The organism is Streptomyces sp. NRRL F-5755, from assembly GCF_001279365.1.
In the GTDB taxonomy this organism is placed as follows: Bacteria; Actinomycetota; Actinomycetes; order Streptomycetales; family Streptomycetaceae; genus Streptomyces; species Streptomyces rimosus.
Genome location: NZ_LGCW01000287.1, coordinates 25,805 through 49,943, shown reverse-complemented (window position 1 = coordinate 49,943; position 24,139 = coordinate 25,805). Strand labels below are relative to the sequence as shown.

Sequence of the window (24,139 nt, the reverse complement as noted above, 5' to 3'; positions counted from 1 at the left end):
TCTTTGTGCCGGTCGAGTCCCGGTTCCAAGTCCCGCGCGAGTGCGGGTCCCGGGTCCCGGTTCCAGGCCTGTACCACTCCCCGGCCCTGGCCCCAGGTCCCGGTCGAGTGCTGGTCCCCGGCCCCGGCTCCAGGTCCTGGTCGGATACCGGTCCCCGACCCCGGCCCCAGGTCCCGGTCGGACACCGGCCCCCAGCCCCGCCGACCCGCCGCCCCCGGCCCTCAGTCCCTGGGCTCCAGGCGGTTGTCGCCGCTGCTGCGCAGCAGGCCGCGGCCGAACTCGACCATCTTCGCGGCGTAGTCCTCGGTCCAGTCGGCGCGCTCCGCGATCACGGCGAGCGGCAGCCGGTCGAAGCGCTTGGGGTCGGCGAGCTGGGCCGCCGCCATCGCCTGGAACTCCGTGGCCCGGTCCGCCGCCGCGCGGAAGGCGAGCGTCAGCTCCGTAGCGCGGGCGAGCAGCTCCTTGGGGTCCTCGATGGACTCCAGGTCGAAGAAGTGCTCGGGGTCGGACGTGGCCTCCGGAGGCTCGAAGAGCAGCGGAGCCGGTTTCAGGCGCCGGGGCGCCGGGGCCGTCCCGCGCGGGTCGGGAGCCGGTTGCGGCTCGGACATGTACGTACCTCCTGGATCGTGTGCCGCGTTCCATTGTCCCGCGCCGCGCAAGTGCGCCTGGGGGTGCGCCCGTCCGGCCGGGCAGGGCGCGTCACTCGGCGCGCGCCCGACGATGCGCCTCGCCCTGCCACCGTACGACCGTACGCCGCGCCCGAGGGCGAAAGTGCGCCGCGCCGAGGGGCGAGCGCCCCCGGGGACACGGCCGCCACGCAGAGGCTGGAGCGAAGTCAGGTGCGCCACGCCACCCGGTGCTCGTTCAGGTGCGCGAGCACCGCGTGGTTCGCCTCCCAGCCGTCCGGGGCTGTGGCCATCGGCCGTCTCCGGTGGCGTGCCGGGCTCCGTCCGGTGCGTGGGCGGGGCGACGCTGTTCGCGGGTCGGACGGGTTCAGAGGGGCGGTCAGGGTCGCCAGACCACCCGATGCTCGTTCAGGTGCGCCAGCACCGCATGGTTCGCCTCCCAGCCGTCCGGGAATTTGACCGTGACGCCCAGTTGGACCGGTTCCGCCGACGGGTGTTCGTCCAGCAGGTCCGCGACGCCCGCGCGGCAGACGACGATGCAGGCGTGCCGGTGGCGGGAGGCGAGGACGCACAGGCGGCCGGTCTCCAGGTGGAAGGCGGTCGCGTCGGGGCGGCCGGAGAGCGGGTGGAGGAAGACCGTGACGTCGAACTCCCGGCCCTGGAGGCGGTTGGCGGTGTCCACCGCCACGCCGCTGACGCCGAGTCCGGCCAGCGCGGTCCGTACCGCCGCGGCCTGGTCGCGGTGCGCCGTGCCGACCGCGATCCGGTCGGCGGTCAGCGGTGCGGGGTCGGGGGAGCGCTCGCTGGTCGCCGCGCCGCCCCGGTCCAGCAGCCGCCGTACCACCTGCGCGATGGCGTGTACCGCCTCCGGGTCGGTGCGCGGGGTGTGCCGGGCGGGCAGTTCGAGCAGGCCCCAGCCGGACTCGGCGGCCTCGTCCAGGACGCGGTCCACGCCCGAACCGTCCGAGGGCACCCCGAAGGCGAGCCGGCGGTCACCGTGGTCCGTGCCGCTGCGGAACGGCGTGTACGGGTAGAACGCGTCGGAGACCAGCCGCGCGGCGGAGGCGGGCAGCCGCCACGACACCGGCAGCCGGTGCTGCGGCAGGCCGGGGTTGTGCGCCAGCAGGGTGGTCACGGCGCTGGCCGACGGGTCGTAGGCCAGCCCGGCCCACTGGTCGGCGCCCACCACGCTGAACGGGTCCAGCTGCCCCGGGTCGCCCACGAACAGCGCCCGTTCGAACAGCCCGCCGACGGCGAGCAGCGCGTCCGAGCGCATCTGGTACGCCTCGTCCACGATGGCGTGCTGCCACGGCTCGTCGACCTTCGTGTACGCCCATTTGGCGGCCGTCGAGACGACGATGTCCAGCCCGGCCAGGTCGGCGATCTTGGCGGACGTACGGACGGCGGGCAGCTCCGCGAGCGCCGGGTCGAAGGCGCCTGGCTCGCTGCTGTGCAGCCGCCCCACCGGCAGTTCCGGGTCCTTCTCGGCGATGCGCAGGACGAGGTCGTCCACCTGCGCGTTGGTCTGCGCGACGATCATCAACGGGCGTCCGGCAGCGGCCAGTTCGCGGGCCGCCCGTACCACCAGCGTGGACTTGCCCGCGCCGGGCGGCGAGTCCACGACGACGCCGCGGTGCGTGCCGTGCAGCGTGCTGTGCACGATCGCTTCGGTGGCCTCGGCCGCCGCCGCGCCGGGATCGAAGGGCGCCGCGCCGTCCGCCCGCCGGGCGGCGGGCACCTCGGGGGAGGCGGAAGGGGCCTCGGTCACAGGAAGTCCTCCGCGGTGACGGGATCGGGCAGGTCGACGGGCAGGTCGTCGGCGGCGGGCGGGCCGCCGTGCGTCCACGGCGTGTCCTCGGGGTCGGGCAGCTCCGGACCGCCCCGCGGCTGGTGTTCGAACAAGGTCCAGCACACCCGGTCGCCGGGCTCGGGCACCGACCCGGGCTCCGGGGTCTTGCCGCGCCCCATCCCGCCGGTCAGCCGCACGACCAGACCGGACGGGCCGTCCGTGGTGTACGCGACGAACTCGGCGGGCTGGCTCTTCCCGTCCGGCAGCGGGCGGTACAGCTTGCCGCCCTCGGCCAGCTGCGGCCGGTCGTCCGTCCACAGGGTCACCAGCGGGCGCGGCATCGGCCGCTTGCCCTGCGAATACGCCATCTCGACCCCGGTCACCTCGCCCACCAGGGCCTCTCCCGCGAGCCGCCGCGCCGCCATGACCAGCGGGTCGTCCAGCGCCTCCTGCGCGTCCAGCTGCGCCTGGGCGGTCTCCCGGGAGGACAGTTTCTGCGCGGCCGTGATCGCGTCGTCCCGCTTGGGCTGCGGCGGTTCACCGGCCCGTACCCGGTCGCGGTGGGAGGTGTACGACCAGCGGTCGCGCTTCCAGCGGTCGGCCACCCGGGCGCCCTCCGGCAGGGCCCGCAGCAGGTCGATGCCCCGCCACACGGCGTCCCAGGCGGGGCGCAACTGGCTCTCCACCAGGTCGCGGATCTCGTCCTCGGCACCGGGCAGCCCGGCGTCGTAACGGGCCATCGCAGGGGCGAGGCGCTTGTTGTCGAAGGCCGGGTCCGTGGCGGGGCCGGCCGGCGGGCACAGCAGCTGGCCGGCCGCGTCCCGCGCGGTCTCGGCGCGCTCGGCGGCCGCCGCGCCGTGCTCGCCCTCCGGCGGGTCTATCCAGGCCAGCAGCGCGCCGAGGTGCTGGTCCTCCAGGTTGCTCTGGCCGGTCGCCCAGTGCCGGGCGAGCAGCCCGGTCATCGGCAGCAGCAGGCTCGCGCCCGGCACCCGGGCCCGCTCGCCGAAGTGCGTGAACCAGCGGCCGAGCAGCGGCACATGGGGCGGCGCCGGATGCGGGGTGTCCGGCTCCTGCTCGGCGGTCCGCCGGAAGCGCATGGACCGGCCCAGCAGGCGTACGTACTCCACGCCCGCCGCACTCGGCACGATCACCTGCGGCGCGTCCGCGCACAGCTCGACCTCGACCGGAACCTTCTTGCCGGTCTCCGGGTCGGTCTCCTTGCGCTCCTCCATCTCGACGGTGTCCGCGTACCCGTCCACATACGGCAGGACGGTCTCTGCCAGTTCGGCGAGGAAGGCGAACCGCAGGTCACGGTCGCGCGGCTGGGGCACGGCGAGCAGCAGCGGCTTCTCGCGGTCCGTACCGACCAGCGCGCCCAGCGGCGCGCCCGCCTCACCGGCGGTGGTCAACGGGACGAAGACCAGCGGCCGTTCGGAGAGGTGGCGGTGGCGGACCGTGGCCAGCGGCTGCGCGCGGCCCGCCGCCACGGCCTCCATCCTGGCGAGCACTTCGATCAACGACATGGGGCCTCCTCCGGCTGTGCAGACGCCTGCGCACGGCGCGCCGCGGCCAGGGCTTCGGCGCGGAGGGTGGCCGCGCGGCGCAGGGCCTCGGCGGCGGGGGCGTCGGGGGAGAGGTCCGTATCCGGGTGGCCGTCCGCGCCTGCCCGGCCGTACGGGCCCGTCGGGGCGTCCGTACGCGCCCGGCCGTCCGCGGCTGCCCCGCAGTCCGTACGCGCCCGGCCGTCCGCGGCTGCCCCGCAGTCCGTACGCGCCCGGCTGCCCGCGCCCGTAAGGCCATCACCCGTACGGCCATCGCCCGTACGGCCGTCCTCCGTACCGTCCTCCGCGCGCTCCGTACGCGCCGCCTCCAACACCTCCGCGACCGTACGCAACCCGCCCAGCTCACCGCGCACCCCGCGGCCCAGTGTCTCCACGGCGCCCGCGGCGCGGGACCGGCCACGGCAGTGGAAGGCCAGCTCGCAGGCAGACAGGCACTCCGGCGCGTACGCCGCGTCGACCGCCTCCACCGCCTCGGCCAGCTCCTCGGCGGACCGCGTCACCGTCTTGCCGTCGTCCGCGAGCCGCAGGTCGAAGGTGGTGCCGGGCGGGAGCTGCCCGGCGATCTCCTCGACCTTCGTGAGGCGCTGCAACTGGCGCCTGGTCGTCGCCAGTTGTTTGCGGACGTCGACGGCCTCGGCGGCGGGCAGGTTCGCGAAGTCCTTCGGGCAGACCAGCAGCACCCGGTCGCGCACCGGCACCGTACGGCCGGTGGCGGCGGCCACCTGGGCGGCCACCCGCTCCAGCGCGAGGACGTACACCGCGGCCTGCCGGGCGGCGGCGCCCACCTTGGCCGGGTCGGCGGCGCCGTCGATCATCGGGAAGGACTTGATCTCCACGACCGTCCAGCCGCCGTCCGGATGCACCACGACCGCGTCCGGCTCCAGATAGGCGGGCGACCCGGCCACCTCCAGGGTGAGCATCGGGTGGTCCAGGAGGGTCCAGCCACCGGCGGTGGTGGCCTCGCGCAGCGCCAGGGCCGTACGGGCGGCACGCCCCTCGGGGCCGGCGGCGGACAGGTCGGGGACAGCGACCGCGCCGGGCTCGGGCGGCGCCGCGCCGGCGTCCATCCGCTCGTGCAGCAGGCGCATCAGATCGGCGCCGTCGTCCGCCTTCACGCGGGCCTCGAACGAATTGCCCCGGGCCAGGGCGAACTGCGACTGCCCGAAGGGCGCGGGGGAACCGAGGGCGCCCGCGAGCGCCGCCTTGTCGACCCCGGCGCCGTCCAGCAGGGAGCGGCGGCGGCAGCCCGGGTTGGCGGCCAGCGCGGCGAGCGCCCGGGCGTCCAGCGGCCGCGGCCGCACGCCGGGGCCGCGCAGCTCACTGAGCCGCTGTCGCAGCCCCGTCGTCGGCTGCGGCAGCGGAGGCGGCTGCCGCGGCGGTCGGTCGGCCGCGGCGGGTCGGCTGTCGCGGAATACGTTCACCCGCGGAAGTCTCGCATCCGCCACTGACATTCGCGGGCGTGCCCGCCGCCCCGGCCGCCACGGAGCCGCCCACGGCATCCGCCGCCCCGGCAGCCACGAGGCCGGTCACGCCACCCGCACCGGAACTCATGCCAGGTCCCGTCGCGCCGGTCACCGTGACGGAACCCACGCCCGGCCGCGCCGAGCCCGTCGCCGCCCCGCGCACCCGTTCCGCGAGCCGCAGCGCCGGGCGTGTCAGCAGCAGGCCCAGTCCCATCACGGCCGTACCGGCGAGCGCGTCGAGCAGGTAGTGGTTGGCCGTACCCATCACCACCAGCACGATGACCAGCGGATACGCCACCGCGAGAGCCCGCGTCGCCCGCGACCGGCCGTGCTTCCACAGGACCACTGCGCACCACAGCGCCCATCCCACGTGGAGGCTGGGCATCGCCGCGAACTGGTTCGTCATGCCGCCGAGCCCGCGCGGCGCGCTCGCGTCGCCGCCCCACCAGCCGTACGAGGAGAACCGCGCCATGGTGTCCGCGAACCCGCTGCCCGTGTCCAGCAGGCGCGGCGGCGCGGTCGGCAGCAGCGTGAAACCGATCAGCCCGATGAGCGTGGCCAGCATGAGCCACGTCCGCAGCGTCCGGTAGTGCGTGGGACGCCGGTGCCACAGCCATATCAGGACGGCGGGCGTGACCAGGTAGTGCAGCGAGGCGTACGCGAAGTCGGCGGGTATGCCGAGGGCGGGTGTGGCGGTGAAGAGACGGTTCAGCGCGCGCTCCGGATCGATCCGCAGCAGCTCCTCCCACCGCAGAATCGTCTCTCCGTGCCCGGCGGCGGCGTGCGCGTCACCCCGGGCCACGAGCCGGCCCGCGGAGTAGGCCGCGTACACGAGGGCGAGCAGTGGCAGTTCCGTCCACCACCGCGGCCGGCTGCCGGCTGCCGCGGTGCGGCGCGCTACGGCGTCCATCCTGGTCGTTCTCCAACGTGCGTGGCCCGTGGCGGAGCGGTCACCGGGCCTGGTGCGAGGGGTGCGCGGTGCGCTGCGGCACCCGCCGGCGCGAAAGCGCCGACCCTCCACCGTACGCTGTATAGCTCGGTGCCGCGGAACGGGAGGGGCCGAGTCCGGCACCGCGGGCCGGTGCGCGATGATGGAACGGACGGACAGCGTCGGAAAACGACAGGAGCCGGGCTCAGCGCGGCAGAAGTCGGTCACAAGCGCGACGAGAGTCGGGCGACAGTCGAGCAAAACCGAGCTCCGATGGGGCTCCGAGCATGGAAGAGCCGAGCGATCGGCCAGAGGTATTCCCCATGGCACCGCGCATTCTGCTGGCCCGGCACGGGCAGACGGAGTGGTCCCTGTCCGGCAAGCACACCGGCCGTACGGACATTCCGCTCCTGGAGGAGGGCCGCCGCGGCGCCAAGCTCCTGGGCGAGCGGCTGCACCGCGCCCCGTGGAACGGCCTGCCGGACGTCGAGGTCCGCACCAGCCCCCTGGTGCGCGCCAAGGAGACCTGCGAGCTGGCCGGCTTCGGCGACCGGGCGCAGGACTGGGACGCGCTGATGGAGGTCGACTACGGCGCGTACGAGGGCCTGACGCCCGCCGAGATCAAGGCGGGCCGCCCGGACTGGTTCATCTGGCGCGACGGCGTCCCCGAGGGCGAGACGCTGGCCGAGGTCGCGGCGCGGGCCGACGAGGTCGTGGCGTGGGCGCGCTCGGCCGACCGCGACGTGCTGGTCTTCGCGCACGGCCACATCCTGCGCTCCCTGGGCGCCCGCTGGCTCGGCCTGGACGTCTCCTTCGCCGCCCGCATCCGCCTGGAGCCGACGTCCCTGTCGGTGCTGGGCTGGGCATACGGGGAACCGGCGATCGAGCGCTGGAACGACACCGGTCACCTGGGCTGACCTGGGCACCTGGGCCGGCCTGGTTGTTCGGGCCGGTCTGGTTGTCCGGGGCCTGGCCACTTGGGTCAGCTTGGCCGTCCGGGCCGGTCTGGTCGGCCGGGGCCTGGCCACTCGGGCCGATCCGCCGGGGCGGGGCCGACAGCCAGGGCAAGGCCGACGGCAGAGGTGGCGCTTGCGCCGGAGCGCGGCCGACGCCGCGGCGCGGTTGCTACGCCGTACGCCCCGCCCTCAAGCCGTGTACGCCCCGGCCGCACCATCCCCCCGCTGCTCCGGCAGCGCGCCGTCCGCCCGCCGCGCCCCCTGCCGGCCCGGCTTCCGGGAAGCCTGCGGCCGGGCGGCCGCGTGCTGGTCCAGGAAGGCCGCCACCTGGTCGGCCGCGCTTCCCGTACCGCCGCGGTACGGCCGCAGCGCCCGCGCCGTTGCGTCCAGCATCGTCCGGATACGGGCCGATCGGACGTCCTCCAGGAGCACCAGGACCCGCGTCCCGGCCGCCGCGGCCTCCTCGGGCGCCCGGCTGAGCGCCAGGTCCCCCGCCAGCTCCGCGGTGAACAAGGCGATGTTGCGCGTGAAGTGCGCGTCCTGGAGAGCCACGGCCCGGCGCGCGAGCGGCGCCGCGCGCTCCTGCTCGCCCAGCGCCGACCAGCACTGCGCCTCCAGGCCCGCCAGCTCCGCCTCCCCGTAGAACGACATCCACTCGGGATCGTCGTCGGACGGCCCCTCGGCGAAGAGCCGCTGAGCCCGCAGCAGTGCCTGCTCACAGCTGCGGCGGTCGCCCAGGCCCGCCCAGCCGCCCGCCTCGCGCAGCGCCAGGAGCGACCGCAGGCGCGGCGATCCGAGGCCCCGGGCGGCCAGTTGCCCGGCCTGCGCCGCGCGGACGGCCTCCCGGGGGCGGTGCGCGTCGCGCGCCAGGAAGGAGGTGTTGCAGAAGGCGTGCGCCTCCAGGGCCGCGTCACCGGCGACCCGGGCGGTGGCCAGCGCTTCGGCGTAGTGCGACCGGGCGTCGCCGAACCGGCCCGAGTCGTGCGCCAGCCAGCCGACGGAGATGGCCAGCTCGCCCGCGCCCGCGTGCAGACGGTCGCTCACGGACCGGCGGAACACCTCGGCGTCCAGCAGTTCGTACGCGGTGCGCAGCGGCTGCGCCGCGCGCCGGTACAGGCCCTCGCCGCCGTGCCGGTCGTCCAGCAGCCGGATGCGGCGCACCGCCTCCTCGACCGACGCGGCCTCGGCCTCACCGGCCCGCCCGGGTCCGTCCGCCGGGCGGGCGGACGATACGCGGCGGGGGACGGCGGCGGCCTCCGGGGCGAACGGGGGCAGCGCGGTGAGCCCCAGGGCGGCGGCCGGGCCGCCGGTGATGAACGTGCGACGCTGCACGTCGCTCTCCTTGCCGGTATCGGTGCACATATCAGAGGCGACGGGTCCGGGCCCGGCACCCGAAGGGCCGCCGGTCGCCGGTACGCCGCCGTCCGCGGCCGTACGGGCCCGCCGCCCGCGCACCGTCTCCCGCGGCGCGAACCCCAGGTCCGCGAGCGTGAGCCCGGGGAACATGTGGCGGAACACCCGCTCGTAGGCGTAGTTCGGGCAGCGGATCTCCCCGGCCTCGACGCGGCCCACGTAGCGGGCGTCGCACGCGACCTGTTCCCCGATCTCGCGGGCGGCGCGGCGCACCGACGCCGCGAACTCGCCCGGTGAGAGCCGTCCGCGCAACTGCCGGAAGGCGTGGTTCGGCTGTGCGGGGACGTGCGGGGACGACGCTGGTCCCGCTGGCTGCGGCGCCATGGCAGACCCTCCGTGCCATCTCCGTGGCGGGTGCCGCGGCCTGGCGGTGCGGCGGAACGAACCGTACTAGCTGTGACCTCGCCGACACGCAGAGTTTGGCTACAAACCAGATATCTCACGCACGATCCGCCATGAAGTGCCATTCATTGCGGTGTCCTGCCGCCGTAGCCGTTGACGTGTCCGGACGTTGAACAGGACGTAAAGGGAGCGGCGTGTGCGGAGGAGGGGTTGGCGTGCGGGAGACCGGCGTGGCCAAGGTCAGGACTGCCGTCGGCGGCGAGCCGGGAGCCGCCGGTGCGGCGCACGGCGGCAGCGCGCGCTCCGGCCGCGCGGCGCACCCGAACGGCCGTGCGCCGGGGCACGGTTCACCCGCCGCGGACCGGCGCTGGCCCTCCGCGGAGCTCGGTCTGCTCCCCGAGGCGCCGCGGACCTGCGATCTGGTGACCGTGCCCGCGCGCCAGGGCCTGGAGGCGGTCGACATCCTGCGGCTGCGCGCCGGCGTCGGCCCGGTCCTGCACGACGGCGCGTGCGACACCCTCGGTTTCCTGGTGCCGCCGGGCACGGCCGACGGCTGGGACCTGCCGGGCAGCGCGTGTACGCAGACGTACGGGCGCGAGGTGCCCGCGGACGGCGCGCGGACCGCCGACGGCGCCCCCGTCGAGCCGCCCGTCGCGGGCACCGACTGGCTGGTGTCCCCGGAAGGCGCGTGCGGCACGGCCACCGACCCCGTCGTCCTGCGCGAGGCCCTCGGCGAGGCGGCCCGCACCATCGAGGCCGTCGACCGCTGCTGCTGAGCCCGCCTTCTCCAGCGGGCCCGTTCTGACCTGCGGATACGCGGCATACTGGAAGCATGGCGAAGAGCAGGCGCGGCCGGTCCCGTACGGGTCCCGAGCCCGTGGTGGAAACCGTGGACGGCGGCGTTGCCGAGCTGCGCCCCGACCGCGACCGGCCGCGCGGCTGGACGCTGCTCCTCGACGGCGCCCCGCAGTCGCACGTGGACCTGGACGACCCGACGTACCTGGACTTCGCGTACCAGCGCCGGCTCGGCCACATCGTCGACCTCGCCGCGCCGCCCGGCCGCCCCCTCCAGGTCGTGCACCTGGGCGGCGGCGCGCTGACCATGGCGCGCTACGTCGCGGCCACCCGCCCCCGCTCGACCCAGCAGGCCGTCGAGATCGACGCGCCGCTGGTCCAACTCGTCCGCCGCGAGCTGCCGCTGGACAGCGCGTGGCGGATCAGGGTGCGCGGCGCGGACGCCCGCGCGGGGCTCGCGAAGATCCCGGACGGCTGGGCGGACCTCGTGATCGCTGACGTGTTCCGCGGCGCCCGCACCCCGGCGCATCTGACCAGCGCCGAGTTCGCGGCAGAGGTCGCGCGGGCGCTGCGGCCAGGCGGCTGGTACGCGGCCAACCTCGCGGACGGCCCGCCGCTGGCTTTCGTACGGGCGCAGATCGCCACCGTCCGTACGGTCTTCCCCGAGCTGTGCCTGACCGCCGACCCGGCCGTCCTGAGAGGCAAGCGTTTCGGCAACGCCGTTCTGCTCGCCGCCACCGGGGAACTCCCCGTCGCCGAGCTGACCCGGCGCGCCGCGACCGACCCGCAGCAGGGCCGCGTCGAACACGGGCGCGCGCTGCTGGACTTCACCGGGGGAGCGCAGCCGGTGACGGACGCGACCGCGGTGGACTCGCCGTCCCCGCCGCCCGCCGTCTTCAAGTAAGTAAGCCTGCTGTACGAGGGCGGCCAACCTGCGGCGCGGTTCAGGCGTGGGTGTCCGTCTGGACCAGCGGCGGGTGGCCGTTCCAGGTGCAGAAGACCGAGGTACGCCCCGTACCGCCCGTGAAGTCGACCCGGATCCACTCGTTCTGCTGCCACACCTGCATCTGCCAGCCCGAGTCCGGGGTGGCCGACACCAGCTCGGCCGAGCTGGTGCCCATGTCGAGGACCACCCGGCCGCCGGCGGTGTCGAAGCTCTTGACCGTGCCGCTCGTGGTGGCCGGGATGTTGCCGCCGGGCGGGTGCGGACCGCTTCCCGTACCTTTTCCGCCGCTTCCGGAACCGCTGCCGCCGGACTCCTTGGAGGGGGCGGTCGGTTTCCCGGACGATCCGGGGCGGGCGGAGGGCGAACCGGAGGGCTTGGGACGGTGCGTGGAGGAGGCGCGGGGTGAGACTCCGCCGTCGGTTTCGGGGTGTGCGGACGGCGCGTGGTCGGAGAGCGGGAGCGCGCGCGGCGGGTCGTACGCCGTACCGGCCAGCACGGTGTGCACGCCGAACCACGACAGCGTGACGGCGGCGCCCGTCGCCATCGTCCAGGCCGCCGTGTGAACCAGTCCTCTGTGCATCCGGCTCATATTGCACCACGCGCCGGGGCTCGTCGGAGTCAACGGCCCCCGTGCGAGCGGGACATAGCCGGTGCGGGCGGGACGATCCGGGACGGTTCGGGGACAGCGGTCGAGACCCGTCGAAAGAGGGCCGGAGCGGCCGCCTTCCGCGTCAACCTCGCGTAAGGAAATGCCCGCTCATGGCGTACGGTGCCGCCCATGGCAAGTGTGCTCGTGGTCGAGGACGACCAGTTCGTGCGCTCGGCCCTCATCCGCCATCTGACCGAGGCGTCCCACACGGTACGCAGCGTCGGTACGGCCCTTGAGGCGCTGCGCGAGGTGGCCCACGTCGGCTTCGACGTCGTCATCCTGGATCTCGGCCTGCCCGACCTGGACGGGGCCGAGGCCCTGAAGATGCTGCGCGGAATCACCGACGTACCCGTGATCATCGCGACGGCGCGGGACGACGAGGCCGAGATCGTCCGGCTCCTGAACGACGGCGCCGACGACTACCTGACCAAGCCGTTCTCGGTGGAACACCTCTCCGCCCGGATGGCCGCCGTGCTGCGCCGCTCCCGGGGTGCCGCCGTGGGCGGCGAACCGCCGTCCCGGGTACTCCAGGTGGGCGGCCTCAGCATCGACCCGCTGCGCCGGCAGGCCGAACTCGACGGGACGGCACTCGACCTGACGCGCCGCGAGTTCGACCTGCTCGCCTTCCTCGCGGGCCGCCCGGGCGTCGTCGTGCCCCGCAGGGAACTGCTCGCCGAGGTCTGGCAGCAGTCGTACGGCGACGACCAGACCATCGACGTCCACCTCTCCTGGCTGCGCCGCAAACTGGGCGAAACGGCCGCACAGCCCCGGTATCTGCACACCCTGCGCGGAGTGGGCGTGAAACTGGAGCCCCCGCTGTGACGCGCGCCCGGAGCGAGCGCGGCCGGACGGCGCACGCGCCGGAGCCGCCCGCGCGGACCGGGGACTTCCCGGAGTGTTTCCCGGAGCCCGTCGCGTGAGATGGGCCCTGGTCAAGGTGTGTCTGGCGGTCACCGTGATGGTCGTGGTGGCATTCGCCGTACCGCTCGGACTCGTCGTCAAGGAGATGGCCAAGGACCGCGCCTTCTCCAACGCCGAACGGCAGGCGGCCACCATCGGCCCCGTCCTGGCCATCACCACCGACCACACACAGCTGGAACGCGCCGTCGCCAGCGCGGAGAGCGGGCCCGGCGGGTACATCGGCGTACACGTACCGCCGGCCGAGAAGGGCGGCCGGCCTGCCGAGATCGGCTCCCGGCGGGCCCGGCCCGCGGACGTCGAGGCCGCCGTCGGCCTCGGCCGCGCCTCCATCGCGCCCGCGCCCGGCGGCTCCGTGCTGCTCCAGCCCACCGCCGTGGCCTCCGGCATCGCGGTGGTCGAGGTGTACGTGCCGGACGCCGCGCTCACCAACGGCGTCGGCACCTCCTGGGCGCTGCTCGCGGGCGTCGGCCTGGCGCTGATCGTCGGCTCGGTCGCCGTCGCCGACCGCCTGGGCACCCGTATGGTGCGGCCCGCCGAACGCCTCGCCGGTGCCGCCCACGACCTCGGCAAGGGCAAACTGGGCGTCCGCGTACGGGAGGACGGCCCCAGGGAACTGCGCTCGGCCGCCGCCGCGTTCAACGCGATGGCGGACCAGGTCGTCCAGCTCCTGGCCAACGAACGCGAGCTGGCCGCCGACCTCTCGCACCGCCTGCGGACGCCGCTGACCGTGCTGCGCCTGAACGCCGCCTCGCTCGGCGAGGGCCCGGCGGCCGAGCAGACCCGCGAGGCGGTCGCCCAGCTGGAGCGCGAGGTCGACCAGATCATCCGGACCGCGCGCCAGCAGCGGGCCCACGCCCAGCAGGCCGCCGCCGCGGCGGGCTGCGACGCGGCCGAGGTGATCCGGGAGCGCATGGACTTCTGGTCGGCGCTCGCGGAGGACGAGGGGCGCACGGTGCGGGTGGCGGGCGCGGACCGTCCGGTACGCGTCCCCGTCGCGCGCCCCGATCTGGCCGCCGCGCTGGACGCGATGCTCGGCAACGTCTTCCGCCACACCCCCGAGGGCACCGCCTTCGCGGTGGACGTGCACAACGCCGAGGACGCGGTGATCGTGCTGGTCTCGGACGCCGGGCCGGGCATCGCCGACCCGGACGCGGCCCTGCGGCGCGGCCACGGGGACGGCGGGGACGGGTCCACCGGGCTGGGCCTGGACATCGTGCGGCGGCTGGCGGAGTCGACCGGCGGGGACGTACGCCTCGGCCGGTCCGTACTGGGAGGCACGGAGGTACGGGTGTGGCTGGCGCTGGACGGCGCCCGGAGGGCGCGCGCGGGACGCCGGCGGCACACGGGGCACCGGCTGCGCCGTCGGCTGGGGCGGCGCCTGGGCCGTTCGCGGGGCCGCCGGGCGGCGGGGCGTGCGGGCGGTTCCGGCACGGAGTGAGGTGCCGGGGCCGAACTGTTCCGCGACCGATCGGCCTTCGCGCTTAACCGTTCCCTTTCGGTCCCTTAAGAGCGTCATAAGCCTTTCATCTGCCGCGCCGTAACCGGCATTTGTCCGTTTCCTGATCGCTAGCGTGCGGGACGCACCACAGCACCACAGCACCTCCGTCCCCCCCCACGAACAGGCAGGCACGACATGAGTTCCTCGGCACACCGCCGCCGCAAGAGCCGCAAGGCCAAGCTGATCGGTACGGTCGCGGCGGCCGCGCTGGCGGCGGGCGGCGGCTTCGCGGTCGCCGGTTCGGCGCTGGCCACCAAGGCCCCGGAAGCCGGCGCCGCTGCCAAGGCGGGCGCCGCCTTCTCGCCGTACATCGACACGTCCCTGTACCCGCCCTACGACATGGCCGACACCGTGAAGAAGACCGGGGTGAAGACCTTCAACCTGGCCTTCGTCACATCCGGCGGCGGCTGTACCCCGAAGTGGGGCGGTTTCGGCGGGCTGGGCGACGACGCCGTGGCGAAGCAGATCCCCGCGCTGCGCAAGGCCGGCGGCGACGTGCGGGTCTCCTTCGGCGGCGCCAACGGCTCCGAGCTGGGACTGGCCTGCAAGTCGGCGAACGAGCTGGCCGCCGCGTACGGCAAGGTCATCGACCAGTTCGCGCTGAAGAAGGTCGACTTCGACATCGAGGGCGGCGCGCTGCCGGACGCCGCCGCCAACACCCGACGGGCGCAGGCCATCGCGCAGCTCCAGAAGAAGCACCCGGGCCTGGACGTCTCCTTCACGCTGCCGGTCATGCCCGAGGGCCTGACGCAGGACGGCGTGAACCTCGTCGCCGACGCCAAGAAGAACGGCGTGAAGATCTCCGCGGTCAACATCATGGCGATGGACTACGGCGCCTCCTACGACGGCGACATGGGCAAGTACGCCATCCAGGCCGCCACCGCCACCCAGCGCCAGCTCAAGAAGACGCTCGGTCTCGGGGACGCGGCCGCCTGGAAGGCCGTCGCCGTGACCCCGATGATCGGTGTCAACGACGTGCAGAAAGAGATCTTCAAGGTCGAGGACGCCAAGGAACTGGTCACGTTCGCTCAGTCCAAGCACCTCGCCTGGCTGTCCATGTGGTCCTCGACGCGGGACAAGGCGTGCCCGGGCGGCCCGCAGAACTCCGCGCAGCCGACGTGCAGCTCCATCGCGCAGGGCCCGCTCGACTTCACCAAGGCGTTCGGCGCGTACCGGGGCTGACCGGCACACGGCTGACCGGCGCACAACCGATCCGCCTCCCCCGGGCGGGACACAGCGGCCACCCCCCACCGCTGTGTCCCGCCGCTCCTGTGGGACGGCCGGACCCGCCGCCTTACGGAGCGGCCACTCCAGGGCTCAGGGCGGGCAGTTCATTGGTGCGCGCCACGTTCGCGTACCAATGGGCACTCGCCTTGGGCGTACGGGCCTGCGTCGTGAAGTCCACGTGTACGGCGCCGAAGCGCTTGCTGTAGCCGTACGCCCACTCGAAGTTGTCCATCAACGACCACAGGAAGTACCCGCGCAGGTCGGCGCCCTCGGTCAGGGCACGGTGCGCGGCGGCGAGATGGGCATGCAGGTAGGCGATGCGCTCCGGGTCGTGCACCGCGCCCTCGGCGTCCGGCCGGTCCTCGTACGCCGCGCCGTTCTCGGTGATGTACAGGGGCAGGCCGGGGGCCTCCCGGTGCATCCGCATGAGCAGGTCGTACAGGCCGGTCGGATCGACGGACCAGCCCATCGCCGTGCGGTCGCCCGGCGGCTGGTGGAACGCCACCCGGTCGGCGCCCGGCCAGGGCGAATGCGTACTGGCACCGTGCCCGTCGTGTCGCGGCGGCGGGGCGTTGTCAGTGCCGGCTGATACCACTGTGGGTGTGTAGTAGTTGATGCCCAGCGCGTCGAGGGGGTGCTTGATGACGGTGAGGTCACCATCGCGGACGAAGCTCCAGTCGGTGAGGTGCGCGGTGTCCACGAGGAGATCGGCGGGATACGCGCCGCGCAGCAGGGGCCCGGTGAAGATACGCGTCGCCAGCGCGTCGATCCGCCGCTGAGCCTCCAGGTCCTCGGGCGCATCGGAACGGGCCCGTACGGCGGCCGGGTTGAGGCTGATCATCACCTGGCCGCGGGCGGGCAGCGCGGCGCGCAGCGCCTGGGCGGCGAGCCCGTGCGCGAGGTTGAGGTGATGCGCGGCGCGCAGCGCGGCCACCGGGTCGCTGCGGCCCGGCGCGTGCACCCCTGATCCGTAACCGAGGAACGCGCTGCACCACGGCTCGTTGAGAGTGGTCCACCACTCGACGCGGTCGCCGAGCGCCTCCGCCACGATCGCCGCGTAGTCGGCGAAGCGCTGTGCGGTGTCCCGGTGCGGCCAGCCGCCTCCCGAGGCGGAGCCGCCGTGGATGTCGGCCTCCAGCTCCTGCGGCAGGTCCCAGTGGTAGAGCGTGAGCACCGGCCGGATGCCGCGGGCGAGCAGGCCGTCGACGAGCCGGCGGTAGAAGTCGAGCCCGCGCTGTACGGCGGGCCCGCGGCCGGTCGGCTGCACCCGTGACCAGGAGACGGAGAAGCGGTAGGCACCGAGCCCGAGGGCCGCCATCAGCTCCACGTCCTCGTGGCGCCGGTGGAAGTGGTCGACGGCGACATCACCGGTGTCGCCGCCGTCGACCTTGCCGGGGGTGTGGCTGAAGGTGTCCCAGATCGACGGGGTGCGGCCGCCCTCCCGGGCGGCGCCCTCGACCTGGTAGGCGGAGGTGGCCGCACCCCAGAGGAAGCCGGGCGGGAAACGAAGGGGGCAGGACATGGCGGTACTCCCGTTCACGAAGGCGCGGTGCACGGCACGGGCCGTGCGGAGCGCGTGGCGCGAGTGGTGCGTCTGGCACAAGTGGTCCGAGCGGTTCACGGGGGCGGCCCGGCCCGTACGGCGATGCGTACGCAGATCCGTACGGCGTCCCGTACGAGCCGTAGGGCATGCGGAAGCGGCTCACCGGTCAGCCCTTGACCGCTCCCTGCATGATCCCCCCGACGATCTGCTTGCCGAACAGGACGAACGCGACGAGCAGCGGCAGCGTGCCGAGCAGCGCGCCCGCCATGATCACGGACTGGTCGGGGATGAAGCCGCGGCCCAGGCCGGTGAGCGCGACCTGCACGGTCGGGCTGCCGTTCTGGGTGAGCGCGATGATCGGCCAGAAGAAGTCGTTCCACGCCTGGACGAAGGTGAGCAGCCCGAGGACGGCCATCGCCGGGCGGGCGGCCGGGAAGACGACGTGCCACACGACCCGCCAGCTGTTCGCGCCGTCCGTGCGCGCCGCCTCGATCAGCTCGGTGGGCAGCGCCCGGAGCAGATACTGCCGCATGAAGAAGACGCCGAAGGCGCTGACCAGCGTGGGCAGGATGACGGCCTGGAGATGGTCGGTCCACTCCAGCTCGGCGATGGTCATGAACAGCGGCACGACCCCGAGCTGCGGCGGCACCATCATCGTGCCGATGACGAGCAACAGCAGCAGCCGCTTCGCCCGGAAGCGCAGCTTGGCGAACGCGAACCCGGCCACCGTCGAGAAGACCACCGTGCCCGCCGCGACCGTCGTGGCGACCACCGTGGTGTTCAGCAGCGCGGTGCCCATGTTGGCGTCGGTCCAGGCCGTACCGAGATTCTTCAGGAGGTTCCCGCCGAACCAGAACGGCGGCGGTGTCTGGGCGAGCCGGGTGTTGTTGCGGGAGGCGGCGACGGCGGTCCACAGCAGCGGGAAGAGCGAGCCCGCGGTGAAAAGGATCAGCACCGCGTAGGTCACCTTGCCGCCGTGCAACTGCCGGCCGGCGCGTCGGGCTGTCATGGCTCCTCCTCAGTCGCCCCGCCGCAGCCGGCGGGCGATCAGCGCATTGACCGCGGCGACGACCAGCAGGATCAGGAACATCGTCCAGGCGATGGCCGAGGCCCGGCCGAGATGGAGGTTCACCCACCCCTGCTCGTACAGATACAGCCCCAGCGTCTGGTACTGGTGATCCGCGCCGCCCGTGGCTCCGGCGCTGCCACTGAACAGCAGCGGTTCGCCGAACAGCTGCATGGCACCGATCGTCGAGACGACGCAGGTGAACAGGATCGTCGGCCGCAGCGACGGCACGGTCACATACCGGAACTGCTGCCACCGCGAGGCCCCGTCGAGCGCCGCGGACTCGTACAGATCGTGCGGAATCGCCTGCATGGCGGCGAGGTAGATCAGCGCGTTGTAGCCCGTCCACCGCCAGATGACGATCGTGGAGACCGCCAGCTTGGCGCTCCCGGAGCCGTTCTCCCAGTCCACGCCGTCCACGCCGACCGTGCTCAGCAGCCAGTTGACCAGCCCGTAGTCCCGCCCGAAGAGCAGCACGAACACGAGCGTCGCGGCGGCCACCGAGGTGGCGTAGGGGGTGAGCAGCGCCACGCGGAAGAACGTGGAGCCGCGCAGCCGGTAGTTGAGCAGGTGCGCGATGCCCAGCGCCATCAGCAGCTGCGGGACGGTGGAGATCACCCCGATGACGAAGGTGTTGCCCAGCGCGTTCCAGAAGAAGTCGTCGCCGAGCAGCCGGGTGAAGTTGCGCAGCCCGGCCCACTCCATGTCGGTGGGCGCGGTCAGCTCCACGCGGTGCAGCGCGGCCCACCCCGTGTAGAGCAGGGGGAAGAGCCCGAAGGCGGCGAAGAAGAGGAAGAAGGGGGCGATGAAGGCGTACGGACTCCAGCGCAGGTCCCGGCGGTAGCGGCGGCTGCGCCGCGCGCGGGCGCGGTCGGCGGCGAGGCTGTCCGTGCCGCCCGTACGCCCGGGACCGGAGGCGGCCCCGGCCCGGCCGGGCGAGCCGTTGGCCGCCGGGCCGGGGGCCGATGCCGCGGCCGAGGGCGCGGGGCGAGGGGTTCGGCCGGCCACGGCTCACTGGTCCAGCGCGTTGTCGATCGACTCGACCGCGGCCCGCCAGCCCTGCTCGGGCGTCTTGCCCTGCTGGTCGACCTGGAGCACCCCGACATCGGTGATGTTCTGGTTGACGGTGAGGTCCTTCGGGCCGAGCACCTGGTTCGGGATGCCCTCGGCCGCCGCGGCGAAGATCTTGCCGATCGGCGCGTCACCGAAGTACGGGTGCTTGGCGCCCGCCACCGCCGGCAGACTGTACGCCGCCCGCGCGCTCGGGAAGCTGGCCTGCTTGGTGAAGAGCTTCGCCTGCTGCTCGGGCGCGGTCAGCCAGGCCGCCAGCTTGACCGACTCGCTCTTGTGCCGCCCCGCTTCCGGTACGGCCAGGAAGGAGCCGCCCCAGTTCCCCGGCTTGGGCGCGGCGGCCACGTCCCAGACGTCGCGGCCCTGGTCCCCGGACTTCTCCTTGATGTAGCCGAGCATCCACGGCGGGCAGGAGACGGTCGCGAAGCGGCCGTTGGCGAACGCCTGGTCCCAGGACTTCTGGAACTGCTGGAGCCGGGCGGTCAGTTTGCCCGTCGCCGCCCGCATCGCCGCGTCCCATGCCTGCCGCACCGACGGGCTGTCCTTGTAGACCAGCTTGCCGTCGCGGTCGTAATAGCGCTCCGCGCTGCTGGAGATCACCGCGTTGTAGACGCCGGAGGCGGAGTCCACGAAGGCCGTGCCCGCCGGGGCCTTGGCCTTGTAGCGCTCGCCCACGTCCAGGTACTTCCCCCAGTCGCCCGCCCAGAGCGCGGCCACCGCGTTGCGGTCGGTGGGCAGTCCGGCCTTGGCGAAGAGGTCCTTGCGGTAGCAGACAGCCATCGGCCCGATGTCCGTCCCCAGGCCCACGGTCTTGCCGCCCTTGTCCGTGGCCTGCGCCCACTTCCAAGGAATGAAGTCGGCCTTCCGCACACCCGGCGCCTTCGAGAGATCGACGAGCTTGCCCGCCTGCGTCGCGGTGACCTCGGCGATGTTGTTGACCTCGACCGCCTGGATGTCGGCCAGCCCGCTGCCCGTGCTCAGATGGGTGAGCAGCTGCGGGTAGTAGTTCTCGTTCCGCTCGATCGAGGTCTCTTTGATCCGGATGTCCGGGTGCAGCTTCATGTACGCGTCGTAGAGCCCGGCCTGCTTGTATCCGAAGACGCCGAAGACACCGACCGTCAGGGTGGTCTTCCCGGCGTCCGCGCCCGGCGACCCGGCCGCGCCGGGCCGGTCGCTGTCCTCGGCGCAGCCGCCGAGCAGTCCGGCCCCGAGTACCGCGGCGGCCAGCAGGGCCACCGCTCGGTGCCGGGTACCGCGAATCGTCGTGCGCATGGCGTCTCCTCCTGGTGCCCTGCCGACCGTGCGTGCGGGATGTGGCGTGTCCAGTACTGTGGGAGCGCTCCCAGACGTGATGAGGTGAAGGGTCGCCGTTCCGCGGCGGGCGTGTCAAGGCATAGCGCACCAACACCGGTGGCACGCCCCGTTGTTGAATGTACGGTCAGGGCGGCAGGGGGAGGCGGTCATGACACCAGGCGGACGGCGCGGGGGCGGCCGGCCCACGCTCGAAGAGGTCGCCGCGCGCGCGGGCGTCGGCCGCGGCACGGTCTCCCGCGTGATCAACGGATCGCCGCGGGTCAGCGAACGCACCCGCACCCTGGTGCAGCAGGCCGTCGCCGACCTCGGCTACGTACCCGACCGCGCCGCCCGCGCCCTGGCGGGCCACCGCGCCGACACGGTCGCCCTGGTCATTCCGGAGGCCGAGACCCGGCTCTTCGCCGAACCGTACTTCTCCGGCATCATCCGCGGCGTCAGCGCCGGACTCGCCGACCACGACATGCAGTTGCTGCTGACCCTCATCCGTACGTCCAAGGAGCGGCGCCGCTTCGCCGGCTACCTCGCCGCGCACCGCGTGGACGGCGTGCTCCTGGTCTCGGTGCACGGCGACGATCCGCTGCCCGACCTGCTGGAACGGATGGCGATCCCGACCGTCCTCAACGGCCGTCGCACAGCCGGGGAAACGGTCCCGTTCGTGGACTCCGACAACACCGGCGGCGCCCAGAGCGCGCTGGAGCACCTCATCGGCCGCGGCAGGCGCCAGGTCGCCACCATCGCCGGACCGCCCGACATGTACGTGGCCCACTGCCGCCTCGACGGCTACCGGCAGGCCGTACGCGCCGCCGGCCACCCCGCGGACCCCGGACTCGTCGCGCACGGCGACTTCACCGAGGAGGGCGGCCGCCGCGCCATGCGCGAACTCCTCGCCCGCCGCCCCACGCTGGACGCCGTCTTCTGCGCCTCGGACGTGATGGCCGCGGGCGCCCGGCAGGAGTTGCGCGCGGCGGGCCGCCGCATTCCGGACGACGTGGCCCTGGTCGGCTTCGACGACTCGGCCATCGCCCGCCACATGGACCCCGCGCTGACCAGCGTGCGCCAGCCGATCGAGGAGATGGGGCGGGCGATGGCACGGCTGCTGATGGAGCAGATCACCGGGGGCGCGGGCACCGAGGCCATCGAAGGCACAGGCCACAGGAGCGGGAGCAGCGGCCTACCGGGCCCGCGCGCCCCGGAGCCCCCGTCCGGCGCCCACCTCGTACTCCCGACGGAGCTGGTGCGGCGGGCGTCGTCGTGACTGCGGCGCAGGGCGGGGCGCCCGCGTACGGTTCCGTACGTACCCGCCCTACGCCGCCCGGCCCCTACAGCGCCGGATGCGCGTTCTTCAGCAGCTCACGGAACTGGGCCGGGAACCAGTGCCCGGACAGCGGCGCATCGGGCAGCGCCCCCGAGCGGTGGTAGTTGTTGCGCGGATTGCCCTCATACGTCGGGTCGCACATCCGGTCGAAGCCCTTGCCCTCGTTGTTCGGGATCGCCGTGCTCGACCCGTCCGACTCGCCCGGCGGCTTCATCCACACATACGCGTCGATCCCCGCCGCGGGTGCCGCCTTCGGACGCTCGCCCAGCCCGGCGCCCGCCTGGTTGCACCAGTTGCCGACGTGCAGACGGCGGTCGTACCGGCCCCCTTCCACGTACGTGTCCACGTTCGTGCGCGGCCCGGGACCGGCGGGCCGGGCGCTGCCGCCCCAGCCGTTGCGCGAGGTGTCGATCAGCATGCCCACGTCCGGGCGGAACCCGGCCCGCACCGCCTCCTCCCGGAACGCCTGGGCGAACGACAGCTCGTCGGTGTAGCGGTTCCAGTCCACCCACTTCGACTCCCGCACCGGCCGGCCCGCCACGGAGTCCCCGATCGCGAAGTTCTCCTCCTTGAGCGCGCTGTAGTTGGCGGTGTTGGTGATGAACCCGTGCACCTTGTCGACCGTGCTGCCCTCGGCCGTCGCCGCCTGGTGCAGCAGCCGCGCGGAGGCGCCGAAGTTGTCGTCCCAGCCGATCCAGCCGTGGTGCCCGGCGTCCACGTAGTTGTAGACGTTGGGGACCGCGCCCAGTTTGTTGAGCGCGTACCCGACGCCCTTGATGTAGTTGCCGTTGGCGAGCATGGTGTCGCACTGCGGGGTGGCGGTGGGCCGGCCGCCGGTGTTGGTGACGAGGTTGGGCAGCGAGTCGATCTCGACGGTCGTCACGATCCGCAGCGACGCGTACTTCGGGTCGGCGAGGACGGCCGCGATCGGGTCGATGTAGCGGGTCTTGTACGCGTCGATCTCCGTCGGGCCCAGTTCGCCGTTGGAGGCGAGCGCCGAGCAGTCCCGGCCCGGCAGGTTGTAGATCACCAGCTGGACGACGAACGGCTTGCCCGCCGCCTGCCGCAGGGCGGCCTCCAGGTGGTCGCGCAGCCCCATCGTGCCCCCGGTCCCGTTGATCGACGCGATCCGTTCGAGCCAGACGCCGGTCGGCTGCCCGGCGACCTTGCCGCCGCCCGGCTCGGCCGCCGCCTTCGCCGACCACTCCGGGTTCACATAGACCCCGGCACCCGCGTACGGGTTGTCGACGCGGGCGGTGGGCGCCGCTTGGGCGGTGCCGGGCGAGGTGCCGGCGGCCGCGGCGGCGACCAGCGCCGCACAGGCCGCGAGCGCGGCGGCACGGCCGCGGTGGCGTGCGGTCCGGGAGCGGTCGCGCCCGTGCTGTCGTGCGGAAAGCTGTTCAGCGGTGCGTCTCATGTGCAGGTCGTCCTTTCTCGGTGGGGAGGCGTGCCTCGGTGGCGAGGCGACGTGCCTCGGTGGGGAGGTGATGTGCCGTGCCGGTTCAGGAAGCCGCGTGTCGGCTGAGCGCCCGCAAGTGATCCCGCAGCCCCACCCCGTACGCCGTCGGCGTCCCCCCGTAGTCCCGGATCAGCGCGGGCCCCGCGGCGCAGTCCCACGTGTTCCAGGTCCAGCCCAGGTACGACGCGCCGCGGCCGTCCAGCCACCGCATGACGCGGTCGGAGAAGGCGTGGGCGCAGGTGTTCTCGCCGATCTCGCCCGCGACCAGCGGTACGCGGTCGGCGACCGGCCCCAGCGTGCGCGACCAGCAGCCCTCGTCGGCGCAGGCGTTGAAGTTGTACGCGTGCCAGGCGGCGGCGAGGTTGCCCGCCGGGTCCTTCGGGGCGTACGCGGTCCACCGGCTGAGATCGTTGGCGTACGCCAGGCCGCCCGCCAGGACGGGGTTGCGGGCGCCGGTGGCCCGTACGGCGTCCACCAGGGTCTGCATGCCGGCGACCTCGTAGCCGATGCCGGGGCAGGTGCCGCCGTCCCGCCAGCAGGCCCAGGCCCGCTCGGTGTCCGGCGTCGCCCGGTCCGGGTACGGCTCGTTGAACAAGTCGAAGATCACCTCGGGCGTGTTCTTGAAGGTGGCGGCGACCGAGGACCAGAAGGCGGGGGAGTAGCGCCGGTCGGGCATGGGCTTCTGGCAGCTCGCGTGCTCGTCGGCGCAGCCGGCCGAGGGGCCGGTGTAGCGGCCGTTGCTCCAGTGCAGTTCGAGGACCGGCGTCAGGCCGTGGGCGGTCAGCCGCCGGACGTAGTCGCGGATCGCGGAGGTGTAGGCGGCGCCCCCGTACCGCGGGTCGATGTTGGGCGTGCCCAGCCAGCACTCCTCGTTCAGCGGGACGCGGACGGCGTTGGCCCGCCAGGACGCGATGGCCGCGACGGAGGCATCGTCCGCCGGGCCGTCGAAGATGCCGTGGCCCTGTACGCACGCGAACTCGGCGCCGGAACGGTTCACCCCGAGCAGGCGGTGCGCCGCGCCGTCACGGTCGACGAGGCGGTTGCCCGCGACGTGCAGCTGTGGCGCCGCCGCCACGGGAGCGGCGGCCGGGGCGGCGGCGGGCGGCGACGCGCCCGGAAGGGCGAGCACCGCGGCCACCGCCAGGGCGTAAAGGCGTAAGCGCCGGCGTGCGAAGCCCGGCTCGTACGGTCTGCGCATGAGCGACTCCTCGGATGCGTACGCGGAGACCGCCCACGCGGCCCGCGACGAATGGAAT

At 73.9% G+C, this 24,139-nt stretch carries 19 protein-coding genes and 1 pseudogene; 7 read left to right on the top strand and 13 right to left on the bottom strand.

All coding sequences use genetic code 11. The features are described from left to right. Window positions 1–221 precede the first annotated feature (221 nt). The 5 genes from ADK86_RS29735 to ADK86_RS29715 form a co-directional block, all read right to left on the bottom strand. On the bottom strand, window positions 222–608 hold the full coding sequence (locus ADK86_RS29735; RefSeq protein ID WP_003986444.1) for a hypothetical protein: 387 nt from the start codon (window positions 606–608) through the stop codon (window positions 222–224). 397 nt (window positions 609–1,005) lie between these two features. Then, the gene (locus ADK86_RS29730) at window positions 1,006–2,364 is read right to left on the bottom strand and encodes an AAA domain-containing protein (protein WP_053699396.1); all 1,359 of its coding nucleotides are present in this window, start codon (window positions 2,362–2,364) and stop codon (window positions 1,006–1,008) included. A gap of 26 nt (window positions 2,365–2,390) precedes the next feature. Continuing rightward, on the bottom strand, window positions 2,391–3,938 hold the full coding sequence (locus ADK86_RS29725; protein ID WP_053699393.1) for a hypothetical protein: 1,548 nt from the start codon (window positions 3,936–3,938) through the stop codon (window positions 2,391–2,393). Next, window positions 3,929–5,398: a hypothetical protein gene (locus tag ADK86_RS29720; RefSeq protein ID WP_053699392.1), complete on the bottom strand. Its 1,470-nt coding sequence runs from the start codon at window positions 5,396–5,398 to the stop codon at window positions 3,929–3,931. The genes ADK86_RS29725 and ADK86_RS29720 overlap by 10 nt, the downstream gene beginning before the upstream one ends. Continuing rightward, window positions 5,295–6,350, bottom strand: coding sequence for a phosphatase PAP2 family protein (locus ADK86_RS29715; protein WP_053699391.1), 1,056 nt, complete (start codon window positions 6,348–6,350; stop codon window positions 5,295–5,297). Before ADK86_RS29715 ends, ADK86_RS29720 begins: the two co-directional genes overlap by 104 nt. Before the next feature lie 341 nt (window positions 6,351–6,691). On the opposite strand from ADK86_RS29715, the gene ADK86_RS29710 reads away from it, so the two are divergent. Then, on the top strand, window positions 6,692–7,285 hold the full coding sequence (locus ADK86_RS29710) for a histidine phosphatase family protein (protein WP_030596199.1): 594 nt from the start codon (window positions 6,692–6,694) through the stop codon (window positions 7,283–7,285). A gap of 228 nt (window positions 7,286–7,513) precedes the next feature. Here the strand turns inward: ADK86_RS29710 and ADK86_RS29705 are convergent, their stop codons facing one another. After that, the gene (locus ADK86_RS29705; RefSeq protein ID WP_234346085.1) at window positions 7,514–9,061 is read right to left on the bottom strand and encodes a tetratricopeptide repeat protein; all 1,548 of its coding nucleotides are present in this window, start codon (window positions 9,059–9,061) and stop codon (window positions 7,514–7,516) included. A 233-nt stretch (window positions 9,062–9,294) separates the two neighbouring features. Between ADK86_RS29705 and ADK86_RS41535 the strand changes: the two genes are divergently transcribed. Then, window positions 9,295–9,855, top strand: coding sequence for a hypothetical protein (locus ADK86_RS41535; RefSeq protein ID WP_078952349.1), 561 nt, complete (start codon window positions 9,295–9,297; stop codon window positions 9,853–9,855). 56 nt (window positions 9,856–9,911) lie between these two features. After that, the gene (locus ADK86_RS29695; protein WP_030646342.1) at window positions 9,912–10,778 is read left to right on the top strand and encodes a spermidine synthase; all 867 of its coding nucleotides are present in this window, start codon (window positions 9,912–9,914) and stop codon (window positions 10,776–10,778) included. A 40-nt stretch (window positions 10,779–10,818) separates the two neighbouring features. Here the strand turns inward: ADK86_RS29695 and ADK86_RS29690 are convergent, their stop codons facing one another. Continuing rightward, window positions 10,819–11,400 carry a hypothetical protein gene (locus ADK86_RS29690; protein WP_053699390.1) on the bottom strand — a complete coding sequence of 194 codons (582 nt, stop codon included), beginning with the start codon at window positions 11,398–11,400 and terminating at the stop codon, window positions 10,819–10,821. 198 nt (window positions 11,401–11,598) lie between these two features. Here ADK86_RS29690 and ADK86_RS29685 point away from each other — a divergent pair, with 198 nt between their 5' ends. The 3 genes and pseudogenes from ADK86_RS29685 to ADK86_RS29675 all read left to right on the top strand — a co-directional run. Beyond that, on the top strand, window positions 11,599–12,291 hold the full coding sequence (locus tag ADK86_RS29685; protein WP_053699389.1) for a response regulator transcription factor: 693 nt from the start codon (window positions 11,599–11,601) through the stop codon (window positions 12,289–12,291). 94 nt (window positions 12,292–12,385) lie between these two features. Continuing rightward, window positions 12,386–13,828, top strand: coding sequence for a sensor histidine kinase (locus ADK86_RS29680; RefSeq protein WP_053699388.1), 1,443 nt, complete (start codon window positions 12,386–12,388; stop codon window positions 13,826–13,828). 345 nt (window positions 13,829–14,173) lie between these two features. Then, window positions 14,174–15,070 (top strand): annotated as a pseudogene (locus ADK86_RS29675) (chitinase); the annotation flags it as partial. A 112-nt stretch (window positions 15,071–15,182) separates the two neighbouring features. On the opposite strand, the gene ADK86_RS29670 reads toward ADK86_RS29675, so the two are convergent. From ADK86_RS29670 to ADK86_RS29655, 4 genes are all read right to left on the bottom strand, one after another. Beyond that, the gene (locus tag ADK86_RS29670) at window positions 15,183–16,637 is read right to left on the bottom strand and encodes a GH1 family beta-glucosidase (protein ID WP_053699394.1); all 1,455 of its coding nucleotides are present in this window, start codon (window positions 16,635–16,637) and stop codon (window positions 15,183–15,185) included. 187 nt (window positions 16,638–16,824) lie between these two features. Then, entirely contained in the window at window positions 16,825–17,667 is an 843-nt protein-coding gene (locus ADK86_RS29665; RefSeq protein WP_030596211.1) for a carbohydrate ABC transporter permease, read from the bottom strand. 9 nt (window positions 17,668–17,676) lie between these two features. Then, complete coding sequence (locus tag ADK86_RS29660; protein WP_053699386.1) at window positions 17,677–18,732, bottom strand: carbohydrate ABC transporter permease; 1,056 nt, start codon at window positions 18,730–18,732, stop codon at window positions 17,677–17,679. A gap of 3 nt (window positions 18,733–18,735) precedes the next feature. After that, window positions 18,736–20,067, bottom strand: a complete 1,332-nt coding sequence (locus tag ADK86_RS29655; protein WP_053699385.1) for an extracellular solute-binding protein — start codon at window positions 20,065–20,067, stop codon at window positions 18,736–18,738. 190 nt (window positions 20,068–20,257) lie between these two features. On the opposite strand from ADK86_RS29655, the gene ADK86_RS29650 reads away from it, so the two are divergent. Next, the gene (locus ADK86_RS29650) at window positions 20,258–21,364 is read left to right on the top strand and encodes a LacI family DNA-binding transcriptional regulator (RefSeq protein WP_053699384.1); all 1,107 of its coding nucleotides are present in this window, start codon (window positions 20,258–20,260) and stop codon (window positions 21,362–21,364) included. 64 nt (window positions 21,365–21,428) lie between these two features. Here ADK86_RS29650 and ADK86_RS29645 read toward each other — a convergent pair whose 3' ends face one another. Then, window positions 21,429–22,841, bottom strand: coding sequence for a glycoside hydrolase family 6 protein (locus ADK86_RS29645; RefSeq protein WP_078952348.1), 1,413 nt, complete (start codon window positions 22,839–22,841; stop codon window positions 21,429–21,431). A gap of 85 nt (window positions 22,842–22,926) precedes the next feature. Then, on the bottom strand, window positions 22,927–24,081 hold the full coding sequence (locus ADK86_RS29640) for a glycoside hydrolase family 5 protein (RefSeq protein WP_053699383.1): 1,155 nt from the start codon (window positions 24,079–24,081) through the stop codon (window positions 22,927–22,929). Window positions 24,082–24,139: the final 58 nt, after the last annotated feature.

Excerpts from the sequence above, each read along its gene's own strand:
- ADK86_RS29665 (WP_030596211.1), bottom strand. The coding sequence starts at position 17,667 with ATGACAGCCCGACGCGCCGGCCGGCAGTTGCACGGCGGCAAGGTGACC.
- ADK86_RS29670 (WP_053699394.1), bottom strand. The coding sequence starts at position 16,637 with ATGTCCTGCCCCCTTCGTTTCCCGCCCGGCTTCCTCTGGGGTGCGGCC.
- ADK86_RS29640 (WP_053699383.1), bottom strand. The coding sequence starts at position 24,081 with ATGCGCAGACCGTACGAGCCGGGCTTCGCACGCCGGCGCTTACGCCTT.
- ADK86_RS29695 (WP_030646342.1), top strand. The coding sequence starts at position 9,912 with ATGGCGAAGAGCAGGCGCGGCCGGTCCCGTACGGGTCCCGAGCCCGTG.
- ADK86_RS29725 (WP_053699393.1), bottom strand. The coding sequence starts at position 3,938 with ATGTCGTTGATCGAAGTGCTCGCCAGGATGGAGGCCGTGGCGGCGGGC.
- ADK86_RS29685 (WP_053699389.1), top strand. The coding sequence starts at position 11,599 with ATGGCAAGTGTGCTCGTGGTCGAGGACGACCAGTTCGTGCGCTCGGCC.
- ADK86_RS29715 (WP_053699391.1), bottom strand. The coding sequence starts at position 6,350 with ATGGACGCCGTAGCGCGCCGCACCGCGGCAGCCGGCAGCCGGCCGCGG.
- ADK86_RS29655 (WP_053699385.1), bottom strand. The coding sequence starts at position 20,067 with ATGCGCACGACGATTCGCGGTACCCGGCACCGAGCGGTGGCCCTGCTG.
- ADK86_RS29645 (WP_078952348.1), bottom strand. The coding sequence starts at position 22,841 with ATGAGACGCACCGCTGAACAGCTTTCCGCACGACAGCACGGGCGCGAC.
- ADK86_RS29710 (WP_030596199.1), top strand. The coding sequence starts at position 6,692 with ATGGCACCGCGCATTCTGCTGGCCCGGCACGGGCAGACGGAGTGGTCC.
- ADK86_RS29735 (WP_003986444.1), bottom strand. The coding sequence starts at position 608 with ATGTCCGAGCCGCAACCGGCTCCCGACCCGCGCGGGACGGCCCCGGCG.
- ADK86_RS29650 (WP_053699384.1), top strand. The coding sequence starts at position 20,258 with ATGACACCAGGCGGACGGCGCGGGGGCGGCCGGCCCACGCTCGAAGAG.
- ADK86_RS29690 (WP_053699390.1), bottom strand. The coding sequence starts at position 11,400 with ATGCACAGAGGACTGGTTCACACGGCGGCCTGGACGATGGCGACGGGC.
- ADK86_RS29705 (WP_234346085.1), bottom strand. The coding sequence starts at position 9,061 with ATGGCGCCGCAGCCAGCGGGACCAGCGTCGTCCCCGCACGTCCCCGCA.